Origin of the sequence: Rubripirellula amarantea, from assembly GCF_007859865.1 — a bacterium.
Lineage (GTDB): Bacteria > Planctomycetota > Planctomycetia > Pirellulales > Pirellulaceae > Rubripirellula > Rubripirellula amarantea.
Genome location: NZ_SJPI01000002.1, coordinates 1,464,068 through 1,489,677 on the forward strand (window position 1 = coordinate 1,464,068; position 25,610 = coordinate 1,489,677).

A 25,610-nucleotide genomic window follows, 5' to 3' on the forward strand; every position below is an offset into this window, starting at 1 on the left:
AGTGACACTGGCCCCCTCATCTTACCGGTCCCAATGGGGGATGCAATCATTAACTGTCAGATCCTATCAAACGCAAATGGACTGTATGAACGCCTCAAGTCACCTCGCTGAAATGCGTGAATATTGGCAATTCCAACAAAAACTGCCCTTAACAGATTCCCCTAAATGCCGATTCGATCAGGGTTTTCTGGACTCGGATGAGGAAGCGACGCCCTAGCCATCTTGATTGCGGGAACGCTAAGATCCACGTCCAACAAAAACGTCCGTACATACGTCGATGAAGAGAATCGGGACATGGGTAGAAGCTTTGAAGTTCGTAAAGTGTCGATGGCGAAGACTGCCGCGCAGAAAACGAAGGTGTATTCAAAGTACGGCAAGCAGCTCTATGTCCTGGCGAAGAACTCGGGTGCGGACCCAGACAGTAACTCTTCGCTTCGCTCGTTGATCGAAAAGGCAAAGCGTGATCAGGTGCCCGCTCACGTGATTGAAAAGGCGCTTGAGAAGGCCAGCGGCGTGGGTGGGGAAGACTACTTTCCAGCTCGCTACGAAGGGTTCGGCCCAGGGGGTTGTAGCGTGATCATCGACTGCTTGACCGACAATAACAATCGCACGATCACGGATGTTCGCAATTGTTTCACTAAGACAGGCTCCAAGTTTGGAGCACCGGGTTCGGTGGCGCACAGTTTCGACCACTTTGCGATCCTGTCGTTCAAAGGCGACAACGATGAACAGGTGCTCGAAGCGATGCTGGAAGCGGAAGTCGACGTCACCGACGTTGAGTCCGAAAACGGTCAGATCACCATCTTTGCACCTGCGACTGAGCACCATAAAGCGAAACAAGCTTTGCTCGAAGCGTTTCCCGATGTGCAACTCGACGCCGATGAAATTTCCTTTGTTCCGCAAATGAATGCCGAGATTCCTGCGGACGAAGTTCCCATGTTCGAGAAGTTCATGAGCATGCTGAACGATTGTGATGATGTCCAAGACATCTACCACAACGGGATCTTGCCTAGCTAATCGCTGCGTCCCGTCGGTCGCACAACTTTCTCAGTTCTGTCTATTCTGCGGAACTGTTGCGCGTTCGTAGCCAGATCGGAAGGCGAAGATTTCGTTACGTAGATCCGCGCCGTGAAAACGATCGGTATCTGCGTACGTGCGAGATGCATTGAAGCTCTGCAGCCTGCGACGATGTGAGCTTGCATGCGTGAATACGTCGTTTCGTTGCCAACATTGGGGTGACTCAGGCAACACCACCTCTACCGTTAAGGTATTCTATATTCCGCTCGCAACCCTGATGGTCGCTCTTGGCGGTAGCTTACGGCAGACTCAGATTCGTGCGGGCGAACCCTATCCCTTCCAAAATCCATCGTCCCGTAAAGAAAATGATGAAACGATTACTCCCGTTCACTCTCGCAGTCCTTTGCGCAACAACCACTGCTCTTACTACTCAAACAGCAGTGGGTCAGAACGCAAACGCAACCAAGCAAAGTCGAATCGAAAAGCGTGCCCAATCAATCACGACGAAGGTCGCTGCGGAGGTTGATTTGACAGACGAGCAACAACAACAGTTGAAGTCGGCGCTACAGGCAAAGTTCGAGCACAACTCCTCGAACCTCAACGACAAAATGTCGGACGATGACAAGCAAGAGTTATGGCGAGCAGGAAATAGGATTCAGCAGGAGTTGCTTGCTGAACACTTTGAACCAAGCGAGGTCAAACAAATCAACAAAGCCGTTCGTGCGATCGCGAAAGCCGGACAGCTATTCAACGGCCGAGATCTCGACGGATGGGAGCAAGTCAATGGAACGGCAACTTACGAAGTGGTAGACGGCGCGATCGTGGGCACAACGGTTGCGGGAAGCCCCAACTCGTTCTTGGCAACCAAGAAGTCCTATGCCAACTTTGACCTGCAATTCCAAGTCTTCCTGGTCGACAACGAACTCAACAGCGGCGTCCAGTTTCGATCTGCTCAACACGACGAGCAATCTCTTGCATCGGTAGACAAGAAGCATCCGGTCGGTCGAGTTTATGGATACCAGTGTGAGATCGAAGCGTCCGCTGATGGCGACATGGATCCAGAGCACTACGGTGACGCGGGATACATTTATGACGAAGCTCGTCGCGGTTGGTTGATTGACGATGAAACTCGTTTGACAGCCAGCACTCGCGGTGCATTCAAAAACCAAGAATGGAATCGAATGCGTATTCGTTGCGAAGGCGACCATATACAAACTTGGATTAACGGCCAAAAGATTACCGATTTCCATGACGACATGACGGCGTCAGGCTTCATTGCATTGCAAGTCCATGGGATCGGAAAGAAGGACGCCAAGTGGCAAGTCAAATGGCGTAACATCACCATTAACGAACTGCCGTAACGAAGCCGTCTTCCTCAATGGTTTGGGCCTTCTCGAGTCGTTGACTACGTCGCGACTCAGGGACCAACCTGCCTCGAACTTTCCAACGCTACTGATGGCGACAAAGATACGTCCTATGAAAATGCAAATCCTTGTATTGAGCCTAGTGATCATCTCGCTTGCGTGCGTCAGTGCATACGCTGATGAGCCGAACCAATTGACACCCATCATGGTGCAGCCTGGGGACATTCATCTGTCCATGAACTTTGACAAGGATTTCGTCGTAAAGCGTGGGCACAAGTTCTTTGCGGCGGGACAGGGAACGAACTGGGAAGCCAAGGACGGCGTGTTGGTTGGCACTCAATCAACGCCAGAGTATCAGGCGAAGAAAAAAGCGAGCGGCAAGGGGCACCTGGGGACCGCGCCGCGACTGCAATTTCCGAACACTCCCAAAGACGTGATCGTGAAATACTCGTTCAAAATCGTGGGCGGCAACAAAACCAAGTTGCTACCCATGATTGAAGCGGGACATCATTTGCGCCGAATCTATTTTGGCGCCAAGGGAAGTACCCTATTGGTCGACCATGAGAAGACGAGTATTGCGGAAAGCGATTTTGTCCTGCAGCCAAACCAGTGGTATCACGTGATGTTGGAGATCAAGGACAACGATTTCCTGGTTCGATTCCAGGACGGCCCGACGATCTATGGCAACCATCCTGGCGTGGGAGCGGACTTCGCCGACTACAACCTCGGGATCACGGCAACCAACAAGGGCACCATGTACATCGACAACATGACGATTTGGCATGCCGGTGATGTTGTGTCTGACTGGAAAGACACGAAGGCCAAGCCGGCGAGTGCGGAAGCTCGATGAATGGCTATGCGGGATAGCTTGCGAACATCCGTCACTCGCGTGACATTCCATCGCGATAGATCAACCGATTAGCAGATACTAACGGCTTTAGAATCGATCACGAGGGTCGGTCAAACCATCGGCTAGGCGACGCAAGGCTTCCGTTTCAATCTGCCGCACTCGCTCGCGGGTCAAGCCAAGTTCTGCACCGATCTCTTTGAGAGTTTTCGGTTCACTTCCGCCGAGACCAAATCGTAGACGCAACACGTTTGCTTCTCGCTCTTCGAGATCGCCGAGCAACTCCATCGCATGACGCAGAATGTCGTGATCGAGCATTTCATCGTCAGGCGCTTTTTGCCGCTCATCCATCACCATTTCGCCGAGTGACCACCCCGAGTCGGTTTGATCGCTCTGAGGGGTGCTGTTGTTGATGCGAATGGCCTTGCGGATGATCGGCAGCTTCTTCTTCGGCAACCCTAGCAAACGGGCCACTTCTTCATTGGTGGGAGTGCGTCCGAGCTCTTCGCTCAAGCGGGCTGTCGCACGCCGCCATTTGCTGAGCAGTTCCACCATGTAGGCAGGAATGCGGATGGTCTTGGCGCTGTTGATCAACGCACGCTTGATGGACTGCTTGATCCAGTAACTCGCATACGTGCTGAATCGAGTTCCCACCGATGGATCAAAGCCCTCAACGGCCCGAAGCAGTCCGAGGTTACCCTCTTCGATCAAGTCTTGAAGCCCGAGGCCTTTGCCGGTGTAACCTCGGGCAATGTTGACAACGAGCCGCAAGTTAGCGCGAACCATACGGTCGCGAGCCATCACATCACCCTGAGCAATTCGACCGGCGAGGTCTTGCTCGTCCTGGGCGCTCAAGAGTGCGGTTTCGTTAATTTCTCGAAGGTAGGTTTCAAGCGGCGATTGTGCAGATCCGCTGCTTGAAGGGGCGCGTTTGCGTGCTTTAGACACGGCTTCTCGAAGTTCGGCTTCTTCGGATGGTGCCGTCGTATCGATTTGAGTCATATGAGTGCCACGAAATTACGTCAGGACCGATTTCCAAGCGGCAAGGCGAACGACGAACGATCGAATCTTCACGCCAAGGGGAAGGGAGGTGCGCGAAAAACGTCTGGTCGAATTTGGACGATCGGCCCCAAACCGGGGAGGTGGATTGAGGGAACAAACTAGTTTTCGGCGACACTCAGCCGCAAACTACACCTTCGGTTAAAGAAAACCGAATGCTTCGGTCATTCGCGTTAGCCGTCTATAGCGGACACTCCGAACGTGCAGATTGCTCGCAGCCAACGCAGACCAATGTTCAGGAGAACTTTCGATCTATCAAGCACGCAATTCAGCCGGACTGCCGACACTGCGACAGAAACTGCGACCGACACTGCGACGAAAACTGCGACCGACACTGCAACACTGTGACGCACACCGTGATCTCGCAACTGATCTCGCAACTGAACGCGCGACGCCATGATGTTCGTCGCTGCCAAACCGAACTCGGGTCAACGGTAAACGCTTAGCGGCGATGCTTCTGACGCATCGGCCGAGTACGCGCTGGGTCCAGCGGGAAGGGGCGAACCAGATGCCGACGACATCGGTGATACCATCGCGTTGGGTTGCGCCAGATCAACCGCTTGCGACGCGGTTTGGGGCATGACAAAGAGATTGGGATCGCCGCTAAGAAGCTGGTTCACCGTGTAAGAACTCACGTTAATCTGCATCGCGAGCGGAATTCCGCCATTGGGTTTCAGCTGGAGGCTGACTTGATGGGGAAGCACGCAGTTCTGGGCATCGTAGTACACATGGTTGGTCGACGAGGCCTGAGCAACCAACGTTCCCGACGGATCGTAGACCATTTGGTCAGTCACGTACCCTGCCGTCGGCTCCACGAATAACACTCGTTGGTACATTCCGCTGGGCGTCATTGAGGTTGATCGAATTTCTAACTTCCCATCGGTTCGACGAATCGGTCCTTGCACAACGGTGGCAGGATCAATCTGCACCAACCCCAGCGCGTCCATCACAAAGGTGGGGTCAACCGGCAACATCGCGCGACTGAGTTGTTGCTGGTATTGATCGTGGCGGGCATAGTACAGGGTTTTGGTCATCGTCATTCCCTCCGGAATCTCTAACCAAAACATTTGATCGTTGCTTCCCATGTCCACACCCGAACCAAGCAACAAGGGCACGCTCGCTCGCAGGCGAAAGCTCTTATGTCGAGACAGGTTCATCGTGGCACTAAGCTTTGGCACCCCTTCCATCTCAACGGTCGCCGTGTTTGTCGAAAGCTGTTGAATGGACGACGTTCGATTGACGACGGCAGCGACCTCCTGCAGAGTTGGCACTTCGCCAAAGTTGACGGGCGGTGGAGGCGGAAACGGATTGACCGCAGGCCGACGCGAGCAAGTCGCGCCGCCACTAACAAATAGCAGCAGCAAGACGGCGAGTGTTGTTCCGAAGGTTTGAATTAGTCGCATCCGTGCGAGTCTCGAATTGGGGGACGGGTATCTATCGCGTCATCACTGATCAGCACTTGCGCTGATCTCGTCTACGTCATCTTCCTCAGAAGATTCCTCACAGTAGAGCAACTCATTGAGTTCATCTCTTAGAGCTACCGATTCGCCGCGACTTATCGCAACGATAGGAATCTCGATTGTGCTTTTGTCGGCTGCAACTTCGACGTGAAGGACACGCGGTTTCACTGTCGCATTGCCTTCGGTCCCACCTTCACCGTCTGCATCGTTATCGGCGACCACATCGGTTTGTGCCGCTTCACTTCGAGGCGTATCGAGGGGACGTACGACGCGACGTCGCATCAACATGAGTGCTAACAGGTAGCGGCTTTTGGCTTTTTCAGGCGACTGTTCCATCTGTCGCAGCAGATCAACCAATACGGCGGGCGGTGCCAGTACGACTTTCTTGTCGTCGGACTTCGGCATTCGCTTCTTCCACCAACCGATTGCACCCTCGGGTGGTTCGGTCCAACTTTCGGCTGAGTAGTCATGCCGAACGTAATCGTCGCCTGATTCCAATATGACGGAGTAGTACCATTCACCCTCTTTGAGCGGCCTTTTCAAGGCATGACACTGCCGCGTGCTGCGATTGACTTTGTACTCACCAAGCATGAAACATCGATCGTGAAACCGGGCTAATGAAAGAACTACCGTCAGCCTAACAAAAGGGATGCCAGCAGCGAAAGATTGCTGTGGCTTAGCTAAACGACGAATCCACCCTGCCGAGCGAGTGGCTACACTGGCGTTTGAAAAATCCCCTGATATTACGTCGCCACCTGTTCACATGGCCGATCGCATATCGAGAGTGCCCGATGACGGTCCGCGACCCTGTTTGATTGGCGTTTAAGATGTGATGCCAGGTCAAGCTGGGTGTGCTACCTTGTCACGCACCGATTTTATTCCCCCCGCCTTAGTCTGCTTCTATCCCGCGCTCACTTCGCAAGTACCTCACCTCTTGATTGAACCCGCCACTGTCTTGCTAGGCAAGCGTGATGTGGGCAGTGAAGACGGCAACGTGCCAAAGTTCAACGCAGACAACTTAGTCATTTGATCCGAAGGAAATTCTAAAGATGGTTTACCCTCGCGTTGCCAGCTTCAAGTCACACGAAGACTTCATCGCCCACCTCCGAACCCAGGGTTTAGACTTGCCGTGCGACAAAGTCGTTGAAACAGGCGATTCCTCGACTCTGGGGCAATCCATTCCTATCGAAGGTTCGTCGATCGGAAATCGGTTTTGCATCTTACCGATGGAAGGCTGGGATGGCACCACAGATGGCAAACCGACCGAGCTCACAGTCCGCCGCTGGCGAAACTTTGGCATCAGCGGCGCCAAGCTGATCTGGGGTGGTGAGGCTGCGGCTGTTCGACACGATGGCCGAGCAAACCCTAATCAGCTAATTGTTAACGATGCGAATGCGTCAGAGATCGAAGGCTTACGCAAGGAGCTCGTCCACGCTCACCACGAAAAGTTCGGCCGAACCGATGACCTTTTGGTCGGTTTGCAACTAACTCACTCTGGTCGCTGGGCTCGCCCCAACGACAAATCCAAGCTCGAGCCACGTACCGCACAGAGAAACCGCTTGCTTGATAAGCGGCAAGGCATTCGCGACGATTCAGCGATGTTAACCGACAACGAGCTATCTGTTCTGGTCGATGATTTTGTTCGCGCTGCCAGGATCGCAGAATCGTGTGGCTTCGAGTTTGTCGACGTTAAGCATTGCCATGGGTACCTTGGTCACGAATTGCTTTCCGGTGTTGATCGCCCCGGGAAGTATGGCGGCAGTTTTGAAAACCGCACACGATTCCTTCGTGACATTGTTGCCGGGATTCGGGCCGAAGCACCGACGCTTGGTCTAGGAGTACGCGTTAGCATTTTTGATTATGTTCCCTACGTGAGCGGTGCTGACAACATTGGTCAGCCGGACGATGGCGACCCAAGATTGACGTTTGGGGGCGACGGTAGCGGCCAGGGCATCAACCTCGATGAACCGATGGAGCTGATGCGGTTGATGGAGCAACTTGGAATCAAGCTTGTCTGCACCACCGCGGGTAGCCCTTACTACAACCCACACATTCAACGCCCCGCATACTTTCCGCCCAGCGATGGTTACGGAGCACCGGAAGACCCATTGGTCGGGGTCGATCGCCAGATCCAAGCCACCGCTCAACTCAAACGTGCGTTTCCGAATCTGATTTTTGTTGGTTCAGGCTACACGTACCTTCAAGAATGGCTGCCCGGCGTCGGTCAAGCAGTCGTAAAAGCGGGCATGGTCGACTCGATAGGCTTGGGACGAATGGTATTGTCGTATCCCGAGTTGCCAGCCGACGTGATCGCGGGAACGACCATGCCGCGCAAAAAGGTATGTCGGACGTTCAGTGATTGTACGACTGCACCGCGCAAAGGCATGGTCAGCGGCTGCTATCCTTTGGATCCATACTACAAAGCACGCCCAGAACGCGAGATGCTCAAGCAATTGAAGGCGTGACGTCTCGGCTATGGCAACCATTGCTCTTATCGAATTCTGACGCCAACACCGAGTGCGATTGCAAGCCATCGAGATGAAGTGGTTGCTTTCATCATGGCATCTGACGATGGCCCCTGGATCGCCTGCGACCTAACGCGGGCGACCCGTCCTGATTTTCACACAAGCGTTGCTAACTGGCTGTCGTTACTTTCCGATCTGAGCGGCGAGTGCTTTCGCGTCATAAATCGAACGCAGGGCTTCGAGAATTCCTACACCGGAAACGCTAACGGCACGGCCCTGTTCATCAGAATAGATATAGTCGCTGGTCAGGCTTTGGATATTTCCATCGAAGATGAGTCCGACCAACTCGCCAGCACGATTTACGACCGGCGAACCACTGTTCCCACCGATAATGTCAGCCGTGCAGACAAAGTTCAGTTGAACATCTCCATCAACGTCGGCTTCGTGTTCCATCCATGATTCAGGCAAATCGAAATCGTCTTGTCCCGCGTGATCATTTGCGTGTTGATACGCTCCGGCAAAGTTAGTGAACGGTGCAATGAATTCTCCGTCCTCGCTGTACCCCTTCACCGTCCCGAACGCCAAACGCAACGTGAAGGTAGCATCTGGGTAGCCACCGGTTCCCTTGATCTTGGTGACCGCCTCGGTGATTTTTGCATACGCTTGTCGTTCGCGTTCTTCGATCTGCTCATTCGTTTCTCGAACGCTGCGATACTCGGCCTCTAACGTCTTGGCGAGTTCGATCATCGCATCATCGCTCGCGTCGACGGCATCCGATCCGCCTTCGACGAGTGATTTCCTAGCGTCTACATCCACCAATGACGTGCCAGCGATCAACTCAGCCGCACGTTCGCGTGGGCCTTTACCATCAAGCACCTTCAAGACTAGTTCATCTTCAGCACCTCGGTTTTCGATCAGCAGCGAAAGTTCATCGGCAAGCTTGACCTGTTCCAAATCCGTGTAGACTGGCGCGGTGCTGTACAGTTCTTGCAGCAACGATTCTCGAGCTGCGTCGGTGTAACCACGCAGCCTCTTTTCGTCCGGCTTTTGATCTTCGGCTGCCAGCAAGACAATTTCGAGAGCATAACTAAACAGCGTGCTTCGCAGAGTAACCCCGCGGCGAAGCATGTCTCGCTTTTCGGCCTGCAGCGATGCGATCTCGTCCCAAGCTTTGGCCAACGGCTTCAAGGAAGCATCGTTGTTGATCATCCGCAACAACTCTGCTTGCTGGGTAGATTTTGTGGCGATCGTCTGTGGGTTTTGCAACCCGCCTAACATGCCAGTGTAGGCCTTACGAGCGTTCTGGATTCCGAACAGCTCATCGCGAGCACGGCGGGCTTGCTCGGTTCCTTCAAGCCCGAATTGCTGCATCAAGATTTCTTTGCGACGAAGGAAGTCCAGCACGTAGGGGATACGATCGTCGCGCAAAAACTTCAGTGCCTCAACCGTATAAATCCGCTGCGTGCGACCGGGGTTACCGCTTACAAATACAAGTTCGTCTTCGCTAAGCGGTACTTCCGACCACTTCAAAAAGTGCTCAAGCTTTGCAGGTTTACCGTCTTCGTAAACTCGCATGATGGTCGCGTCTAGGTTGTAGCGAGGGTACTCGAAGTTATCAGCGTCTCCGCCAAAGAACGCAGCCGCTGTTTCAGGAGCCCAAACCAAACGGACGTCCGTGTATTTCTTGTAGCGGTACAGATGATATTGAGCTCCACCGAACAACGTGATCACATCCGATCGAAGGCCGGTCTGATCGAGCGATTCTTTTTCAATTCGAGCGATGATAGCGCGACGTTCCGCGGCTGCGTCCTCGGTACTCGCATCATCGTCCACCGCCTCGTTAACGCGACCAGTTACGTCCTCAATCGAGACGAGTTGGTTGAGTTCCAGGTCAGGTGCTGCCAACTCCTCTTCATTGGTCTTGGCGAGGAATCCGTCGTCAATCAAATTTCGTTCAGGGCTGCTCAGCTTATGCAGCGTGTCGCTTGCTACGTGGTGGTTGGTCAGGACCAAACCATCGGATGAAACGAACGAGCCCGACCCGCCGCTATTGAAACGCACCGACGACAACCGCAAATGATCCGCCCATGCAGCCGTCGGCTCAAACCCATGCCTTTCCTTCAGCAGACCGGTAGGAAGATCGTTGAAAAGATACATGCCCTCATCACCTAGGACAAATTTTGCTGGAGCGAGCGCAGAGGTGGTGAACATTATCAACAGGGCAAAGAAGCAAGAGTGAACTGACACAGTAAAATCCATAAAACCGCTGGAGTGAGAAGACGATGCGGCGAATTGTAGCAAAGTGAACTAGGCCAGCGAAATGCTAGCGAGCGATATGCCGGTGACGTATTCTTGCTCGAAACTGCGAATTCCCCAGGCAATTTCACTCTGGCGTTCTGACTCTTTCCGTTTGTAGACTTCAGAAATGCCGGTCGTTTATTTTGCCAAGATGTTGCAAACTCAAACGTTGGCCGCCTCGATCGCCAGTCGTTGGGTGATTCCTTATCTATCGCCACAAGCAAAGGATTGCTGTGATGCCAGAAAATGCTCAACCCCGTGTGCTAATTTCTCGGATGAGCGCGATCGGCGACTGCATTTTGACGCTGCCGGTTGCCTGTGCGATCCGGGACGCGTTTCCCCACGCTTACATTGGTTGGGTCGTCGAAAAGAAGGCGGCCCCGATGGTCCGCGGCCACCAGGCACTCAATGCGGTAATCGAACTTGACCGTGGATGGTTCACGTCGGCCAAAGGGATTCGAACCGCTCGCGCAGCCCTGCGAAGTCACTGTTTCGAATTTTCGATCGATTGCCAAGGTCTTACCAAATCAGCACTTGCGGGACGATTGTCCGGAGCGAAAACGCGCGTCGGTTTTAAAGGACGCCATGGCGGTGAAATATCAAGCCTGCTCAACAACACAAAAATTTCGCCCGTCTTCAAACATGTCACCGATCGCTCACTGGAACTACTGATTCCACTCGGTGTGCACTCGCCCAAAGTGAAATGGAAACTGCCGCTCAGCGCGACGTCACGCCACTGGGCTACTCGTTGGCGTCGAACCATCAACACATCCAAGTTGGCCGTTCTTAATCCTGGTGCAACGTGGGAATCGAAAATGTGGGAAGCTGATCGCTTCGCCGCCACCGCACGATACCTGCGTGACCAATACGGATATCACAGCATTGCCGTTTGGGGCACCGACGAAGAGCGACGCATGGCCGAGAAAATGGTTGCCTTGTCGGATGACTCCATGAGTCTTGCACCGGACACCGACTTGCACCACTTGGGCGCACTGATTGAATCAGCAGACTTGTTCATCAGTGGTGACACAGGCCCATTGCACATGGCGGTGGCCGTTGGCACCGCTACGATTGGACTCTACGGATCGACTCGGCCAGGGGATTCCGGTCCTTATGGACAAATCGCGATCCAAAAAGAATATCAACGGGGTTCGCGCAAGCAGCGTCGCAAAGCAGACAATTCCGCGATGAGAAAAATTACAGTCGATCACGTTTGCCAGAAGATCGATGAGATCGAAAGCCGACGTCGTCTCAATAACGCAGCCTAGTTTGCGAAATGTCAAACGAGGTTTGCCTAGATCGAGTTAGCGACTTTTTTCTAACCTGTCACCAAGCAATTCGCTCAACTCCGTCACCAGCTTGGGATTTGCAGTCGCCACGTTGATCGTTTCCTTCGCCGGATGCTCGTGATCGTACAACTCGTGGAACCCATCTTGGTGGACGACTAGTCGGTAGCGATCGGTACGAATCGTGCTTGCCTTGTGATGATATGAAACCGCCACATGCCCTTGCGCGCTGGGGTTCCTCAGGCTTGCTTGAAGCGAAATTCCTTCGGCATAATCCGGGGCATCAATCCCAACGAGTTCGCATAGCGTCGGAAACAGGTCAATGGTCTCCACGACCGCATCGGCGGGAACCCCGGGACGATGAACATTCGACGATCGGATGATCAATGGCGACCGCAGCGACTCTTCGAAGAGTGAATGCTTGCCCCAGATTGCATGCTCACCGAGGTGCCACCCGTGATCACCCCACAAAACCACAACGGTGTTGTCGGAAGCCCCAGTCGATTCCAGCTTATCGAGCACGCGGCCCACCTGAGCGTCGGCATAGGTCACGCACGCCGCGTAGTGTTTACGCACCTTCATCGCGAACGACGCATCAGTGTTGGGATCCTGACCCCATCGGTTGTACTTCATGAACTCACCCGAGCCGTGCCAAGTCGTCTTGCCTTCCGGCTTCGCCGGGTGTGGTGTGGGCGGAAAAACGCGGTCGACATAGGGTCGCATGTATTTCGCGGGTGCTCCAAAAGGCAGATGAGGTCGCAGAATTCCAACCGCCAGAAAGAATGGTTGATCGCCGTCCGACGCGAGTAGATCGAGCTGCCGAAGCGATTCGTTCACCGAAATTCCATCGGGATAAGTTTCGTCATCACCATCGGCAGATTGATACACATCCATTTCACCGGCGCTCTTACGAATTTCGCCATCGGCCAAGCCATGCATCCAACCCATGGGATGTTTCCAAGGACCAGCGGGAAGCAAGTGACGATCCCAAGAATGAGGCATCTCAAGAATCGAATCGTCGTTCCACAACTGACCACCTCGTCCGCCGGGGTGGTGCGAAACCTTGCCCACTGACACCGTCGTGTAGCCGTGGTCGCGAAACCAAGCTGGCATGCTTGGGTTGACCGAATCCGGCGACTGCGACAATTGCTTGGCTCGCGAGAACAGAGCTTCATTTCCCGCCGGGCCATACGTTCCCGTCAGCAACGCATAACGAGAAGCACCACACGTGGGTGCCTGAACATAGTGACGCTGAAACAATCGCCCCTGCGATGCCAACCGATCGATGTTGGGCGAATCGATGTGTGAGGCACCGTAGCATGCGAGTTCCGGGCGCAAGTCGTCGACGCAAATCAACAACACATTCGGGCGTTGCGTGGACGCGATTTCCGCTTTACATGCCGAACGAGGCAAAACAAAAGCAAACGCAACCAAGACCAAAGTGAGAAAGCGAATCATCGTGCCGTCCAACCTCCATCAACGCATAACATGCTGCCGGTGACATAGCTTGCTGCTTCGCTGGCCAAGAAGATCGCCGCCCCTTGAATTTCTTTCAGATCACCCCAACGATTCAAGGCCGTTGCTCCGATGATGAATTGTTTCGCTTCGTCCGTTTCTGCAATGGGAACATTCATGGGAGTCAGAAAAGGCCCAGGACATATCGCGTTGACGGTAATTTTTTGCGGGGCAAGCTCTAGTGCGAGCGCCCTGGTCATTTGCACCACAGCTCCTTTGCTAGATGTGTAGGGAGTGCGATTGGCAAGTCCGACCAACCCGAGCGTGCTGGCGAGGTTGATGATTCTCCCTTGACCTTGCTCTTTCATCAGCGAAATCACATGCTTTGCGCAAAGCCACATGCCTTCGACGTTTACACTTTGAACACGCCGGAACTCTTCGAGCGTAAGTTCTTCGATAGAGCCGCGAATATTGACTCCTGCATTGTTGATTAGGATGTCGACACAGCCGAAAGATTCCCGGGCGGTCGCCATCAGGCGCTGAACGTCGGCTTCTTGCGTCACGTCGGCTGCCACACCGATCGCTTTGACGTCGTACTCGTCCAAAATCCGTTTCGCGGCTTGCTCAGCTTCGGCACCATGACGACTGACCAGACAAATGTTCGAGCCCGCCGAGGCAAGCCCTGCCGCCATCGCTTCGCCGAGCCCCTTAGAGCCTCCCGTGATAATGGCAACTTGATTGTCGAGACGAAACTGTAAAAGGCCAGGCCAACGAGTCATGGGAATTGTCGTGCAGAAGGAATGATGAGCGAGGAGCCACCATCGTACACGCGATGAATCAACGATGGGCTACCGTGCGGAGCACAAAGTCATTTGACCAATGCCGAGTAAGCCTAGCGAAACCACTTCATCAGTCGCTTTTCGACGAGTTCATAACACAAGATTCCAGCCAGAATGGCGACGAAGCTTACCACTACCAAAGTGAAAAGTAGGTGATCACTCGTCAGCGCTGGCGAGATCTTCGAAGCGATCTTCATGAGGTGATATTGCACGGACGAGTGGACTAAGTACAGAGAGTACGACGCGTTCCCGATGTAGACCAATGATCGGGGAAGCCACAAATTGAATCTCGTTTCGCAAAACACTAAGAGTCCAACACAAGCGGCAATTGCGAGCGCCACCATCAAGTGCCACCCCATTCGCGTCGCTAGTGAGCCGAACGGCAATGCAATGATTGAGCAAACGAACAGTGCCGCGAACAATCCGATTCCAAATCGCTTCGACGCCTTAGCGTCGCCTAATTGCAATTGGTTTGCGAACACGCAGGCAAGTCCAAGGCCCGTCACAAAGTACCACTTTTGCGCCGAGAAGACCCAGTGGTAAAGCGAATCCGTTTCGTCGCTAGACAATTGAGCGAATATCGCAAGTGCGCAAAAGCCAACGACTAGCGAGGCTGCAAACTTTCGTCCTCCGACAATGGCTGCCCCAAACATGGCATAGAAGAATGCCTCGTGAACCAGAGTCCAACCCACATTGACCACAGGCTTCGCGTCTAGAAAAAGCAAACTCGATAGGATCCTGCCGCCTTCGAACGGTCCACCCACGGCGAGCTCGGCGACTGTGTTTGCCAGTGTGATGAACGCGTACAACGGCCACACCCTCGAAAACCTTCGCCAAGTGTAGTTTCGTGCCCGATCAGCAATCCCAATGTCCTTGCCGTGGACGTAGTAGATAATGAACCCACTGAGAACGAAAAACAGGTTCACTCCCAAAGGGCCCAAGTGAAGCAACACGGGATGCGGACCGTCCGTGAAGCCGAGCACCCGAGAAATGTCGCTGGCATGGAACACAAGCACCGCGAGCGCGGCTACGGCACGCAGAACCTGAAGCGTGTTGAGCTTTGTGCGTCGTTCGCGTGGCGGGGCAACGGATTGGTCCATCGCCCGATGATAGTTCGGGGGTGGGATAAAAAAAGAAAAGATTCGACGCAAGCATTCGCTAGTGGCCAAAGCGTACGAAAACGCCACAAAGTTGCTGATAAGACGCTGTCACACGACGGCAGACAAACGACGGCAGACAAACGGCTTTGCGAATAGTCGGATCAATCAGGATGTCGATTCGCTTGCGAGACTAGACCGGGGCAACAATTTCAAGCAGCTCGATTGCCGGCTGTCCATCGCAGTAGATGAGCGCGGTGCGGCCATACATCGTTTCACCGATCGCTTGATGCATTTTGTCCGCCAAACAAGGACCGGCGATCACTTTCCACAACCCGCAAAGCTGCACTTCACGCAAAACGTTGTGTTCGATTAGCACGCGACCGAGTGGGATCTCTCGACTTTCAATCTTTCGCCACACCGGCTCGGCCAATTCCTTCGTGTTCAATCGCACAATCCCGTACTGCACGATCCGTCGCGACGACTGGGTGACCAGTGTGATTTCGCGACTGTACCAATTGTCGTGCAACTCGTGCTTGTGAACGTGGACATCAACGGGTTCCCCATGAAAGGCTTCAACCGTGACGGTCATGTGTTCGTTGTGGTCCAGGAGCTGGTCGTACGGTGACGGCACGGATGAAACCGCCGTGAAGGTCCCTAGTTGTGAAAAATCCAATGGTGGACCGTAGAACTGCTCGATCAACTCGGACAAGTCAACTTGGTCACGCGAACCCGCTTGGCTCATAGGATCGTTCCTTGGCTATTTCTCGATGGGTGTTTGCATGGGTGCCACAATGCCGAGACTAACAACCGGCGGTGACGGCATCGTGGGACGTTCGAGTACCGTGTCGACTAAAAAGTACAGCAATCGACGTAATGGTTCGACATCGATTTCATCCGCCACTTTTTCGGCGCGAGCTTGGTGTTTGTCGACCAACGTCAGCGCGGTCTCGAAGACCCCAGCTTTGTCGTAAAGTCGGCGGATCGATGCGACGCGTAGTTCGTCGCTCGATTGCGAACTCGGGTCAATCAGTCGCAACAACTGTTCCCGATCAGACGGCGAGAGCGTTTCCAGCGCCAACGCCCACAACAACGTCGGTCGACCACCGATGATATCACCACCAAGGTTGACCTTGTTGTCCGAATCACCAATCCAGTCATTGAGGTCATTGATGATCTGAAACGCAACGCCCATGTTGCGACTAAAGGTGCGTATGGCGTCCAAGTACGGAGTCACGTCGCCAGCCAACCGCATGCCGCTGGTCAAAGCAGCTTCAAACGCCGGAGAGGTCTTCAACGCATAGATCTTGAGTGCATCGAGCGGTGTTAAACTGCGATCCTTCGCATCCCGCCAAATCAATTCTGCACCCTGACCTTCAGACAATCGCAAGTGCGCCGCCGCAAGATTGTCCACCAAATCAGCGCGAACGTCTGCGGGAACGGGGTCATCGGCGTCCAGTCGAGACAGCAACCGATAACCAAGCCCGATCAAATAGTCACCAACATTGATGGCCGTAGGAAGTCCGAAACGGCGATGAACCGCAAGCTGACCGTAACGATAGGCGTCGTCATCCTCGATATCGTCGTGTACCAAGCTGGCCTTGTGGAACGTTTCAATGCTCAATGCCGCACGTTTGACGGAAGCTGGGATCGCGTGAATCGCTTTCTCGGATTCCGGCCCGGTTGCCTCACCGCCGGACATCGCGTCGTACGCAGCAAGCGTGATGAACGGACGCGAATGCTTGCCACCGCGAGCCAAGAAGTCATACGAGATATGTTCCGTCGCCGCGATTGCGTCCATCGACTCGATCGTTTCGAGTGTGACAGCTTGATCGGTCAATTCCACTTGCGATCGGACACGCGGAGCGAGTTGATTGAGGGATTCGTTTTCAAACATGTCTCCCGCCGCACGCATCAAGTGGACATAGCTGCGTGTTTGCTGCTTAGCGGGAATGTACGGCGTACGGATCATGTCATTGACCCAGGCCTCATCGACCTTAGTGTTACGGCAGTCACTCGACAACAACGGCACCGCCATGCACGGGATACCGGCAAGCAAAACTTTGTCGATCGCTTTTTCAAGTACGTTGAGACAGGCAACGCCAACCACCGCATCGACGTACCCGCCGACAATGATCTTCATCACCACGGGTGATCCCTCGGCGACCAAAACTCGGTAGCCCATGTCTTCGGCGAGACCACGAAAATCAGCAATGCTGCAGGCGCCACATTCCTTACAATTCATGCCGAACTGATCGTACTCGGCCGGACAACCTTCGGCGTGTTTAAGACAATGCGGCAACAGGAACAAACGACGCTCGGGCGGTACCGCAGCGAGCGCATCTTTCCAAAACGCGCTGCTTAACATCACCATTAACCAACCCAGGTAACCTTCGGGCAGATCGGCTTCCTCGATCATCCGCCGAGCGACCTGTTCCATCTGGTCCTTGTTCATCGGCGAACGGTGGTCGAGGCGCGATGCGACATCGATGCATCGGTCGCGCAGCGATTCACGAAGTTCCAGTGTTTCCGGAACGTCCTTGAGATGGCTTGTTTTGCGGCGTGACGTTTGTCGAGAAGTGCCGTTGGAATCAGTAACGTCGATGGACAATCCAAGTACCTCGGGGAATCAATCGTGAAGGCTCTTCGGAATCAATTCAGCGTTCGTAGTTGCTGCATCATCAGTAAGGTGGGCCATCGGTGAGGCCAAGAACTGACCGAGCGCCGATGTGGTGAAGATGATGGGGTAAAGTCGTTCGTGGTACCAAAGTTTCGCGAAATAGAAGCCGATCGGCCATGGGACACGAAAATTTTGCTGCTCGATCGCTCGGACCAAGAATTCCACGCCGCTGATTATAGCCGCTTGTAAGCGTATCGTTTGCCCGTTGTCGCCGGATCCCAAAACTCTGTCGTTTTCTGACCGAAATCGCGAATAATGCAGCAGCCCTTCCACAGCCAGCGCACTTTCCTCAATCGTTGATCCCCCACCATCCCCGTAAGAAACCGACGGTCCGCCCCCCCATCCACCATCGGAATTCTGGCATCCGACCAAGTAGTCCGCCGCTCGGTCACACGCCGATTGCCATTCCCGAAGATTTTCGCTCGTCGAAGCCAGTAATACTTTGGCGGTTCCATAAATCGGATTGTCCTCGTGTTCGCGGTCCTGGTTTCCAAACCAAAGCGGCAGCCACGAACCGTCCGCTTGCTGCGAACGAATCAAAAATTGTCGACCGCGAGCGACCACCGATGCGTCTTCGCTGGACATAGGAGCAGTTGCGATCGCTCGCATCGCGTGAGCGGTCAGATCGGTACTGCTTCTATCGAACGGAAGCTTCCCCCAACCTCTGCAAAACGTGGGCATCCCACCATCGCGATTCTGCAGCCCCCGAAGCCAAGCCACCCCCTTTTCAACAGCGGTCCGCATGTCCTCATTCAACGAAGTCGACGCCAGCGTCTTCACCGATTCAATCGCCAGAATGGCTGCGGGAGTATCGTCGCCGTCGGGAACAGCACCAGTCAAATCCGTCCAACCCCAACCGCCTGGCTCCGCTCCGGTGAAAGGATGCCGAACTTGGTGCTGACAACTCAGCATCCATTGAAGCATTTCGTCACTGAACCAGTGACCATCATCAAGCGGATCACTGCGCAGCGCGGCAATCGAAAGCGAAGTAACCCAAGTAGCCAAATTGGTATCGATGGGCCAGGATCCATCCTCCCGCATCGAATCTTTGAGAAAACGAAGCCCGTGATCGCAAACGCGGTGATCAGCTCTGCCCGATGAAGCCAAACTCATCACGACGAACGCAGTGAGCGGAGTTGCTTCTAAGTAGCCGCCGCTTTCGGGTTGCATACGCCCGAGCACTTCGAGCGTTCGCTCTACCAATCCCGCTCGCAACCATCGCCACGGCAAAAACCAAGTGGGGTGATGCACATGCTTGGCTTGCCCAATCGCAACCAACGCCGGCACCGCGTAGCTGACCACGGGCATTTGCAACCAGCGATACATCGACTGCGGGAAGGCAGCGGCTTCAAATGGAAGAGAAGGAACATCCTTCCAAGGCACCAGTCCCGCGATCGCAAGGTTTGACAAGATGGGGACCACGAACGTTTTGTCCTTGCCGTAACGACGACGGAGCCCGTCGATGCCTCCGCTTGCATCGATGTAGCTTTGCAATTTCGTTAGCGACGATTCACTTAGACCTTCACCGATAGCTTGTTTGCTTAGCGAGGATGCCGCTAGGACTAAGTAACTTGTCGCGATGTTCGAGTGACTTCGATCGGTGTCTCCGTAACCGCCGTCGTCGTTCTGCGCCTCTCGCAAGTGCGAGATTCCGCGAGCCACTAGCGACAAGAGATCATCATCAAACTGCTTCCCGCTGCAAATCACTGCGGACATAGCACTCACGGCCGTCGCAGTACTCAGTGCTGAACTGGAAAGCCTGCCTTCCCAGTGTCCACCCTCAACACGCTCGTCCAACAGCACTTGGCGAATCGTATCGAGTGCAGTGCGTGCACGGGTGATTAGCGAACTATTCATCGCGAACCACTTGGTTGACGCAGCGAAAGCGCCTCGCCAATCAACGACCAATCACACCCGTGAACCAACAGGTTGTAACCCCACTCGCCGGCCTTCCGTTCTTTCTCGGGACTTTCGGCAAAGTATATTCCGGCGCCTAACCCAGCGGATCGGCATTCATGAGCAACCTTCTTCGCCAACTGGATGAAGATAGGATTGGAATGATCGTTCAAGCAGCCCAGGGTTGCCGTCAGATCGAATGGTCCCACCAAAACTCCATCGACTCCATGCACTTCGATCAGGTCCGTGCAACGATCGACGGCGGTTTCACTTTCAATTTGAAGAATCAATCCAACATCGCCGCAATGACGATCCGAGACGACTTGCATTTCGTGATCGAGAGGATTGCCACGCATGGCCGAAGCCGCACGTTCGCCTTGAATGGGTCGCAGTTTCGCCGCTGCGGCAATTTCACGAACCTGGTCAACTGACTCAACATAGGGAACGACAACAGCTTCGGCACCATCGTCGATCGCGGCGCGAACCAAAGCCGCGCGAGGTTCCAAGATGCGAACGACCGGTGCAATTCCAGCCGCTCGATAGGCAGTGCACAACCATGCCACCTGATCGCGACTGAAACAATGATGCTCACAATCAATGAAGATGAAGTCGATTTTGCCTTTCAAAAACTTAGGCCAATGCGGTGACATACTGGTGAGCTGAAAGCCACCAAGCGAATCGCCGTCGCGAAACCGATCTCGAAAATTCTTAGGATGATTCATTTCGATATTGTAGCGAGCTGCGCGTAACGATGAAGTCGTGACACCGCCTAAGATCCGTTAGAATTCGTTCCCTCTCTTGCACTATTGTTTTTCGCACGAAGTATCCGCATGAAACGCCGACAATTCTTAAACCAGAGCCTGTGTTTGTCCTCGATGGCCTTCGTTGCCGGGTCGGGTGGGCAAAGTCTGCTTGCTCGCGAACCGATCGTTCGTTCCGGGCCGCCCAGATTTCAATTGAGTTTGGCTGCCTATTCGTTGCGTGATTACTTTGAATTCAACAAAGGAAAACGCAAACCCCCTCGCGGCGATGGTCCCGCGATCGATATGCTCGGCTTTCTTGATTACTGCGTCGAGCATGGTTTCGATGCCGCAGAGCTGACCAGCTACTTTTTCCCAAGTGATGCCGACGACGACTATTTCCGCGAACTCAAGCGTCAGGCGTTCATACGCGGTATGGCAATATCAGGAACAGCGATCGGAAACAATTTCACCGTTGGCAAAGGCGAAAACCTTGACCGTGAGATTGCCGATGCGATCGCGTGGATCGACAAAGCAGCTTTGCTCGGTGCGCCCCACATTCGGTTCTTTGCTGGTACCGGATGGGAAGTGGCCAACCATCCCAAAAGAATAGACGAAGCTATCGATGCACTAAACGTTTGCGCCGCGCATGCCGCTTCCCGAGGAATTTTCTTAGGAATCGAAAACCATGGCAACCTGACTGTGACACAGATGCTTGAGATCATGAAACGAGTCGACAGCCCTTGGGTCGGCATGAACCTGGACACCGGCAACTTCTTCTCGGACACGCCCTATCGTGATTTGGTGAAGTGCGTTCCCTACGCAGTCAATGTCCAGGTTAAACTCACGATGCAGACCCCAGATAAGAAACGGTATCCAGCGGACCTGGACCGCATCGGCCGGATTCTTCGCTACGGTGGCTACCAAGGATTTGTCGTTTTGGAATATGAAGAAGACCAGCCTTATCAAGAGATCCCCGGCGCGACCGAGAAGCTTCGACAAGCATTGAGCCGCCAATAGCATACAGCCATCGAGATTACTGAACGTCATTCAAAAATCAGTGATGACTTGATGGATGTTCATGTGTTAGATCCAAGCTATCGTGACAGCGTCTTCCGGGGCGTTCGTGTTTCACGCCAACGTTCTGATTTGATGGCTTTCTATGATCATGCACCCTCATTCCATTCGGACAATCGTCCCATCGCCGTGGCTTACCCGCGTCCTTCTACTTTGCGCGACATGGATTGCTGCTCCAGCTCTGCTTAATCACGCGACGGCTACTGACCTTGAGAACGCACAACCACTTTGGCAAACGGGCGTTTCAACGTTCACGGGTAGCGGTTACGAGTTGCCTCCGGTCGAGTCGTTGTCGACGCCCGCTGCGGAAGCGAGCAAGCCGTACACCATGCCGACTCAACCTGGGACGGCAGCTCCACCGGCGATTCAAAATCCGTACGCACTACCCCAGGCACTTCAACCTGTTGCAGGCGGCACGACGGCGCAACCTTCCCCGGTGACTCAAGTTGCCGGATACAGCCCATTGAGCGACGCTCCTACGCTGGCTCCGCCCGTGCAGAACGATGGCGTTACCGATGCCCAGATCGTCGAACAAATCAACAATCAACTGAACTCTTCAGTAGAGACTCCACCTTTACGCGAAGAAGTCGTTTCCTGGTACCAGTATCCGATCCGCTGGATGAAGGGCTGGGACTCGAATGCCGAGTTTGGCATCGACGGCAGCAGCGGCAACGCTGATACGCTAGCCCTGCAAACCGGTTTGGAACTAAAACGCAAAACCGATGCCTACACATTCGCGATCGACGTGGACTACCGACAAGCCAGCAGCCGCGATGTGACAACCGAAGACAATGGCCGCTTCAACCTCGATTACGACCGAATTCTTGGCGATACGCCATGGTCGGTGTTCGGCAAGCTGGGGCTTGAATGGGACAAGTTCAAGGCGTTTGATCTTCGATTGAACATGAACTCTGGTTTGGGATACCACTGGATCCGGACCGACGACACGACACTGGTCACCCGCTTCGGTGCTGGTGCGTCGAAGGAATTTGGATCTCCTGATGACGCCTGGACGCCGGAAGCCGTGTTTGGGCTCGAAGCAGAACGCCAACTGACTTCACGACAAAAGGTCAAAGGCAAGTTGGATTACTTCCCCGCATGGGAAGACTTTGCCGACTACCGCCTTGTCGCCGACGTCTCATGGGAAATCCTGCTAGACGGCAGCGAAAACTTGAGCCTGAAGGTTGCCGCGACCGATCGATACGACAGCACGCCTCAGGGGGCTCGGCCGAACGACGTGTACTACTCGCTGCTGTTGCTCTACAAGTTCTAGCCGCCTGATTTTCCTCAAAGACATCACGTGGACATCGTTCCGCGTGACGCGACGATCGACTAGGCCAATCGCGATCGAGCAAGTGCGATTGGCATCACTACGTCACCTGGACGCGACTCAGGCTCCACTGGCTCAATCGACCGAGCCAGGACTAAGTCAGCCTAAGTCAGCCTAAGCTAGCGTTGGCATCGACGCATTGGTGAACTGGTGAGCCTCACGTCCGGGGCACGACTTCCTTGGTCTTTGGGCGAGAGTCCACGAAAAACGGCGGGGCGTCCTAAGACGCTCCGCCGCATTCGTTTTCTAGCTAGATCGAGTGAGCTTACTTAGCTCCCACCAATTGAGCCTTTCGCTTCTGCTCAATGATGTCTTCCTGGATGTTCGATGGGACTTGGTTGTAAGTCGCAAGCTCCATCGTGAACGTCCCTTGACCCTGGGTCATCGAACGCAGGTCCGTCGCGTAGCCGAAGGTTTCAGCCAAAGGCACTTCGGCGACGATGACACACACGCCGTTGTCGACGTCGGAAGCCGACATGATACCGCGACGCTTAGTAACGTCACCCACCACCGAACCTTGGAACGACTCGGGGCACTCGATTTCGACCTTCATGATTGGCTCAAGCAACTTAGGTCCAGCTTGCTTGAAGTACTCGCGGAAACAACCTTGAGCAGCGGTGTAGAACGACTTTTCCGACGAGTCAACGTCGTGGTAGCTACCGTCAAGCAACTCGATGCGAGTTCCCACCACGGGGTACTCGGCCACAGGTCCCTTGCTGAGACTGTCGCGGAAACCCTTTTCCACAGCAGGGATGAACTGCTTAGGAATACGACCACCAACGACCTTGTCTTCGAACTCGAAGCTGTCTTCGCTGTCCGATTCGATTGGCGATAGCGTTCCCTTGATGTGAGCGTACTGACCCGAACCACCCGATTGCTTCTTGTGCTTGTAATCAAACTCAACTGCACGGGTTGGACTTTCGCGGTAGCTAACCTTAGGAGCACCGACTTGGATGTCGACGCCATATTCGCGGCGGATACGTTCGACGTACACGTCGAGGTGCAATTCGCCCATTCCGCTAATCAGGATTTCGCCAGTCTCTTCGTCGCTGAACACGCGGAACGTAGGGTCTTCCTTGCGGAAACGCAGCAACGCCTTGCTCATCTTGTCGGCATCACCACGATTCTTAGGTTCAACCGCAACCTTGATCACAGGATCGGGCACGAACATCGATTCAAGCGTGCACTGATCTCGCTCGGCACAATAAGTATCACCCGAAGCCGAATCGATGCCCATCACGGCGATGATGTCGCCGGCACTGGCCTTGTCGATTTCTTCACGCTTGTCACTGTGCATACGAACGATGCGGCTGAAACGCTCGCTCTTGCCCGTACGCTGATTGACATAAGTGCCACCCTTTTCGATGGTGCCTTGGTAAACACGCATGAACGAGAGCTGCCCGAATTGGTCGTCGGTGATCTTGAACGCCATTCCAACAAACTTGTCCTTGGGATCTGGCGTCAAAGGAATGCGAACTGATTCGTCCGAAGGGTCGCGACCGTGAATTTCGCGATCGAGTGGGCTCGGGAGGAAACGATTGATGGCGTCGAGCAAGGGCTGAACACCCTTGTTCTTGAACGCACTGCCAAGATAAACCGGGGTTGCTCCGTTAAGCACAGCTTGACGGGCGATCTTGTAGATCTCTTCTTCGGTAGGCAATTCTTCCGAAAGCAGCATCTCCATCAACGTGTCGTCGTACATGGAGAGTGCTTCGAGCATTTCCATTCGCTTTTCTTCGGCTTCGTCCTTCAAGTCGTCTGGAATCGGACCCTCAACGACGGTTTCACCTTCGGTGCCTTCGTGGGTGTAAGCGACCATCTTGATCAGGTCGACGACGCCCTTGAAGTTGTCTTCGGCACCGATCGGAATCTGCATCATGAACGCGTCAGCTTGCAGCTTGTCGCGAAGTTGTTGGCAAACCTTGTAGGGATTCGCACCGGTGCGGTCCATCTTGTTGACAAATGCAACACGAGGAACCTGGTAACGCTTCATTTGGCGGTCAACGGTAATCGACTGCGACTGAACGCCACCGACGCTGCACAACACCAAAACGGCTCCGTCAAGAACGCGCAACGAGCGTTCCACTTCAACCGTGAAGTCAACGTGTCCGGGCGTGTCGATCAGGTTGATCTTGTGACCCTTCCATTCGACCGACGTTGCGGCCGAGGTAATCGTAATGCCACGCTCACGCTCAAGATCCATGTGATCCATCGTGGCTCCGTCACCGTCACCGCGAACGTCCTCGATCTTGTGAATCCGTCCGGTGTAGTAAAGGATCCGCTCGCTGAGCGTTGTTTTGCCCGAGTCGATGTGGGCACTGATCCCGATATTTCGCGTATTCGCCAGACTCATAACTTCTTTTTCACCTAAACAATTGCACGTGAATCGCTGGTCGCCGGGGATGTGGCAGACAGACCACATCGGTCAGGGAGATTGGACCCTTTGGAAACCCAAACGAGGCCAGTTTTCACACGCTAGATTTTATTTCTGAGACGTTCGTCAAACTTGCTCACTGTGGCAACGCAAACACGTCACCCTGGCGGTGAGATTGTCTCGAGACCCTTATTCTATGACAGACTCCGTAAAACAGGAGTTCACCAAACGGGATCGTGAGAGCGGTCACAGCACGCTCGACCAAGCATCGCCAAACACATGGGAGCGCAATTTCCTCCCCCAAACGCCGATTTTGACGAGCGCAG

The 25,610-nt window shown here is 54.1% G+C and carries 21 protein-coding genes; 8 read left to right on the top strand and 13 right to left on the bottom strand.

Going from position 1 to position 25,610, the window contains the following annotated elements; translation table 11 throughout:
• Positions 1–161 precede the first annotated feature (161 nt).
• A complete protein-coding gene (locus tag Pla22_RS25880; RefSeq protein ID WP_261343151.1) occupies positions 162–296 on the bottom strand; it encodes a hypothetical protein in 135 nt (44 codons plus the stop codon).
• Between Pla22_RS25880 and Pla22_RS18930 the strand changes: the two genes are divergently transcribed.
• The 3 genes from Pla22_RS18930 (at position 295) to Pla22_RS18940 (ending at position 3,231) form a co-directional block, all read left to right on the top strand.
• Complete coding sequence (locus Pla22_RS18930; RefSeq protein WP_146516299.1) at positions 295–1,017, top strand: YebC/PmpR family DNA-binding transcriptional regulator; 723 nt, start codon at positions 295–297, stop codon at positions 1,015–1,017. The two genes, Pla22_RS25880 and Pla22_RS18930, sit on opposite strands and share 2 nt — an antisense overlap.
• Before the next feature lie 440 nt (positions 1,018–1,457).
• Positions 1,458–2,378, top strand: a complete 921-nt coding sequence (locus Pla22_RS18935; protein WP_165440745.1) for a 3-keto-disaccharide hydrolase — start codon at positions 1,458–1,460, stop codon at positions 2,376–2,378.
• A gap of 115 nt (positions 2,379–2,493) precedes the next feature.
• A complete protein-coding gene (locus tag Pla22_RS18940; protein ID WP_146516301.1) occupies positions 2,494–3,231 on the top strand; it encodes a hypothetical protein in 738 nt (245 codons plus the stop codon).
• Positions 3,232–3,318: 87 nt separating this feature from the next.
• On the opposite strand, the gene Pla22_RS18945 is transcribed toward Pla22_RS18940, so the two are convergent.
• The 3 genes from Pla22_RS18945 to Pla22_RS18955 form a co-directional block, all read right to left on the bottom strand.
• Positions 3,319–4,230, bottom strand: coding sequence for a sigma-70 family RNA polymerase sigma factor (locus Pla22_RS18945; protein WP_146516302.1), 912 nt, complete (start codon positions 4,228–4,230; stop codon positions 3,319–3,321).
• A gap of 485 nt (positions 4,231–4,715) precedes the next feature.
• The gene (locus Pla22_RS18950; protein WP_146516303.1) at positions 4,716–5,690 is read right to left on the bottom strand and encodes a hypothetical protein; all 975 of its coding nucleotides are present in this window, start codon (positions 5,688–5,690) and stop codon (positions 4,716–4,718) included.
• 42 nt (positions 5,691–5,732) lie between these two features.
• Entirely contained in the window at positions 5,733–6,290 is a 558-nt protein-coding gene (locus Pla22_RS18955; RefSeq protein WP_146516304.1) for a hypothetical protein, read from the bottom strand.
• Between the two features lie 506 nt (positions 6,291–6,796).
• Here Pla22_RS18955 and Pla22_RS18960 point away from each other — a divergent pair.
• Complete coding sequence (locus Pla22_RS18960) at positions 6,797–8,212, top strand: oxidoreductase (RefSeq protein WP_146516305.1); 1,416 nt, start codon at positions 6,797–6,799, stop codon at positions 8,210–8,212.
• A 183-nt stretch (positions 8,213–8,395) separates the two neighbouring features.
• Here Pla22_RS18960 and Pla22_RS18965 read toward each other — a convergent pair whose 3' ends face one another.
• The gene (locus Pla22_RS18965; protein ID WP_146516306.1) at positions 8,396–10,423 is read right to left on the bottom strand and encodes a S46 family peptidase; all 2,028 of its coding nucleotides are present in this window, start codon (positions 10,421–10,423) and stop codon (positions 8,396–8,398) included.
• Between the two features lie 323 nt (positions 10,424–10,746).
• On the opposite strand from Pla22_RS18965, the gene Pla22_RS18970 reads away from it, so the two are divergent.
• On the top strand, positions 10,747–11,778 hold the full coding sequence (locus Pla22_RS18970; protein ID WP_242632157.1) for a glycosyltransferase family 9 protein: 1,032 nt from the start codon (positions 10,747–10,749) through the stop codon (positions 11,776–11,778).
• Positions 11,779–11,814: 36 nt separating this feature from the next.
• Here the strand turns inward: Pla22_RS18970 and Pla22_RS18975 are convergent, their stop codons facing one another.
• The 7 genes from Pla22_RS18975 to Pla22_RS19005 form a co-directional block, all read right to left on the bottom strand.
• Entirely contained in the window at positions 11,815–13,254 is a 1,440-nt protein-coding gene (locus Pla22_RS18975; protein WP_146516307.1) for a sulfatase, read from the bottom strand.
• On the bottom strand, positions 13,251–14,030 hold the full coding sequence (locus Pla22_RS18980) for an SDR family NAD(P)-dependent oxidoreductase (protein WP_146516308.1): 780 nt from the start codon (positions 14,028–14,030) through the stop codon (positions 13,251–13,253). Before Pla22_RS18980 ends, Pla22_RS18975 begins: the two co-directional genes overlap by 4 nt.
• A 113-nt stretch (positions 14,031–14,143) precedes the next feature.
• Positions 14,144–15,190 carry an acyltransferase family protein gene (locus tag Pla22_RS18985; protein ID WP_146516309.1) on the bottom strand — a complete coding sequence of 349 codons (1,047 nt, stop codon included), beginning with the start codon at positions 15,188–15,190 and terminating at the stop codon, positions 14,144–14,146.
• 190 nt (positions 15,191–15,380) lie between these two features.
• Complete coding sequence (locus Pla22_RS18990; RefSeq protein ID WP_146516310.1) at positions 15,381–15,932, bottom strand: hypothetical protein; 552 nt, start codon at positions 15,930–15,932, stop codon at positions 15,381–15,383.
• Between the two features lie 15 nt (positions 15,933–15,947).
• Entirely contained in the window at positions 15,948–17,798 is a 1,851-nt protein-coding gene (locus Pla22_RS18995; RefSeq protein ID WP_146516311.1) for a polyprenyl synthetase family protein, read from the bottom strand.
• A gap of 18 nt (positions 17,799–17,816) precedes the next feature.
• Positions 17,817–19,724 carry a prenyltransferase/squalene oxidase repeat-containing protein gene (locus Pla22_RS19000; protein WP_146516312.1) on the bottom strand — a complete coding sequence of 636 codons (1,908 nt, stop codon included), beginning with the start codon at positions 19,722–19,724 and terminating at the stop codon, positions 17,817–17,819.
• Positions 19,721–20,485 (bottom strand): HpcH/HpaI aldolase family protein, encoded by a 765-nt coding sequence (locus Pla22_RS19005; protein ID WP_146516313.1) that lies wholly within the window; start codon positions 20,483–20,485, stop codon positions 19,721–19,723. Before Pla22_RS19005 ends, Pla22_RS19000 begins: the two co-directional genes overlap by 4 nt.
• 108 nt (positions 20,486–20,593) lie before the next feature.
• Here Pla22_RS19005 and Pla22_RS19010 point away from each other — a divergent pair, with 108 nt between their 5' ends.
• The 3 genes from Pla22_RS19010 to Pla22_RS25885 all read left to right on the top strand — a co-directional run bounded on the left by Pla22_RS19010 (position 20,594) and on the right by Pla22_RS25885 (position 23,028).
• Positions 20,594–21,523 (top strand): sugar phosphate isomerase/epimerase family protein, encoded by a 930-nt coding sequence (locus Pla22_RS19010; RefSeq protein ID WP_146516314.1) that lies wholly within the window; start codon positions 20,594–20,596, stop codon positions 21,521–21,523.
• A gap of 148 nt (positions 21,524–21,671) precedes the next feature.
• Positions 21,672–22,853 carry a DUF481 domain-containing protein gene (locus Pla22_RS19015; RefSeq protein WP_146516315.1) on the top strand — a complete coding sequence of 394 codons (1,182 nt, stop codon included), beginning with the start codon at positions 21,672–21,674 and terminating at the stop codon, positions 22,851–22,853.
• A 43-nt stretch (positions 22,854–22,896) separates the two neighbouring features.
• Positions 22,897–23,028, top strand: coding sequence for a hypothetical protein (locus Pla22_RS25885; protein WP_261343152.1), 132 nt, complete (start codon positions 22,897–22,899; stop codon positions 23,026–23,028).
• Between the two features lie 147 nt (positions 23,029–23,175).
• Here the strand turns inward: Pla22_RS25885 and fusA are convergent, their stop codons facing one another.
• On the bottom strand, positions 23,176–25,263 hold the full coding sequence (fusA, locus tag Pla22_RS19020; RefSeq protein ID WP_146516316.1) for an elongation factor G: 2,088 nt from the start codon (positions 25,261–25,263) through the stop codon (positions 23,176–23,178).
• Between the last annotated feature and the right edge of the window lie 347 nt (positions 25,264–25,610).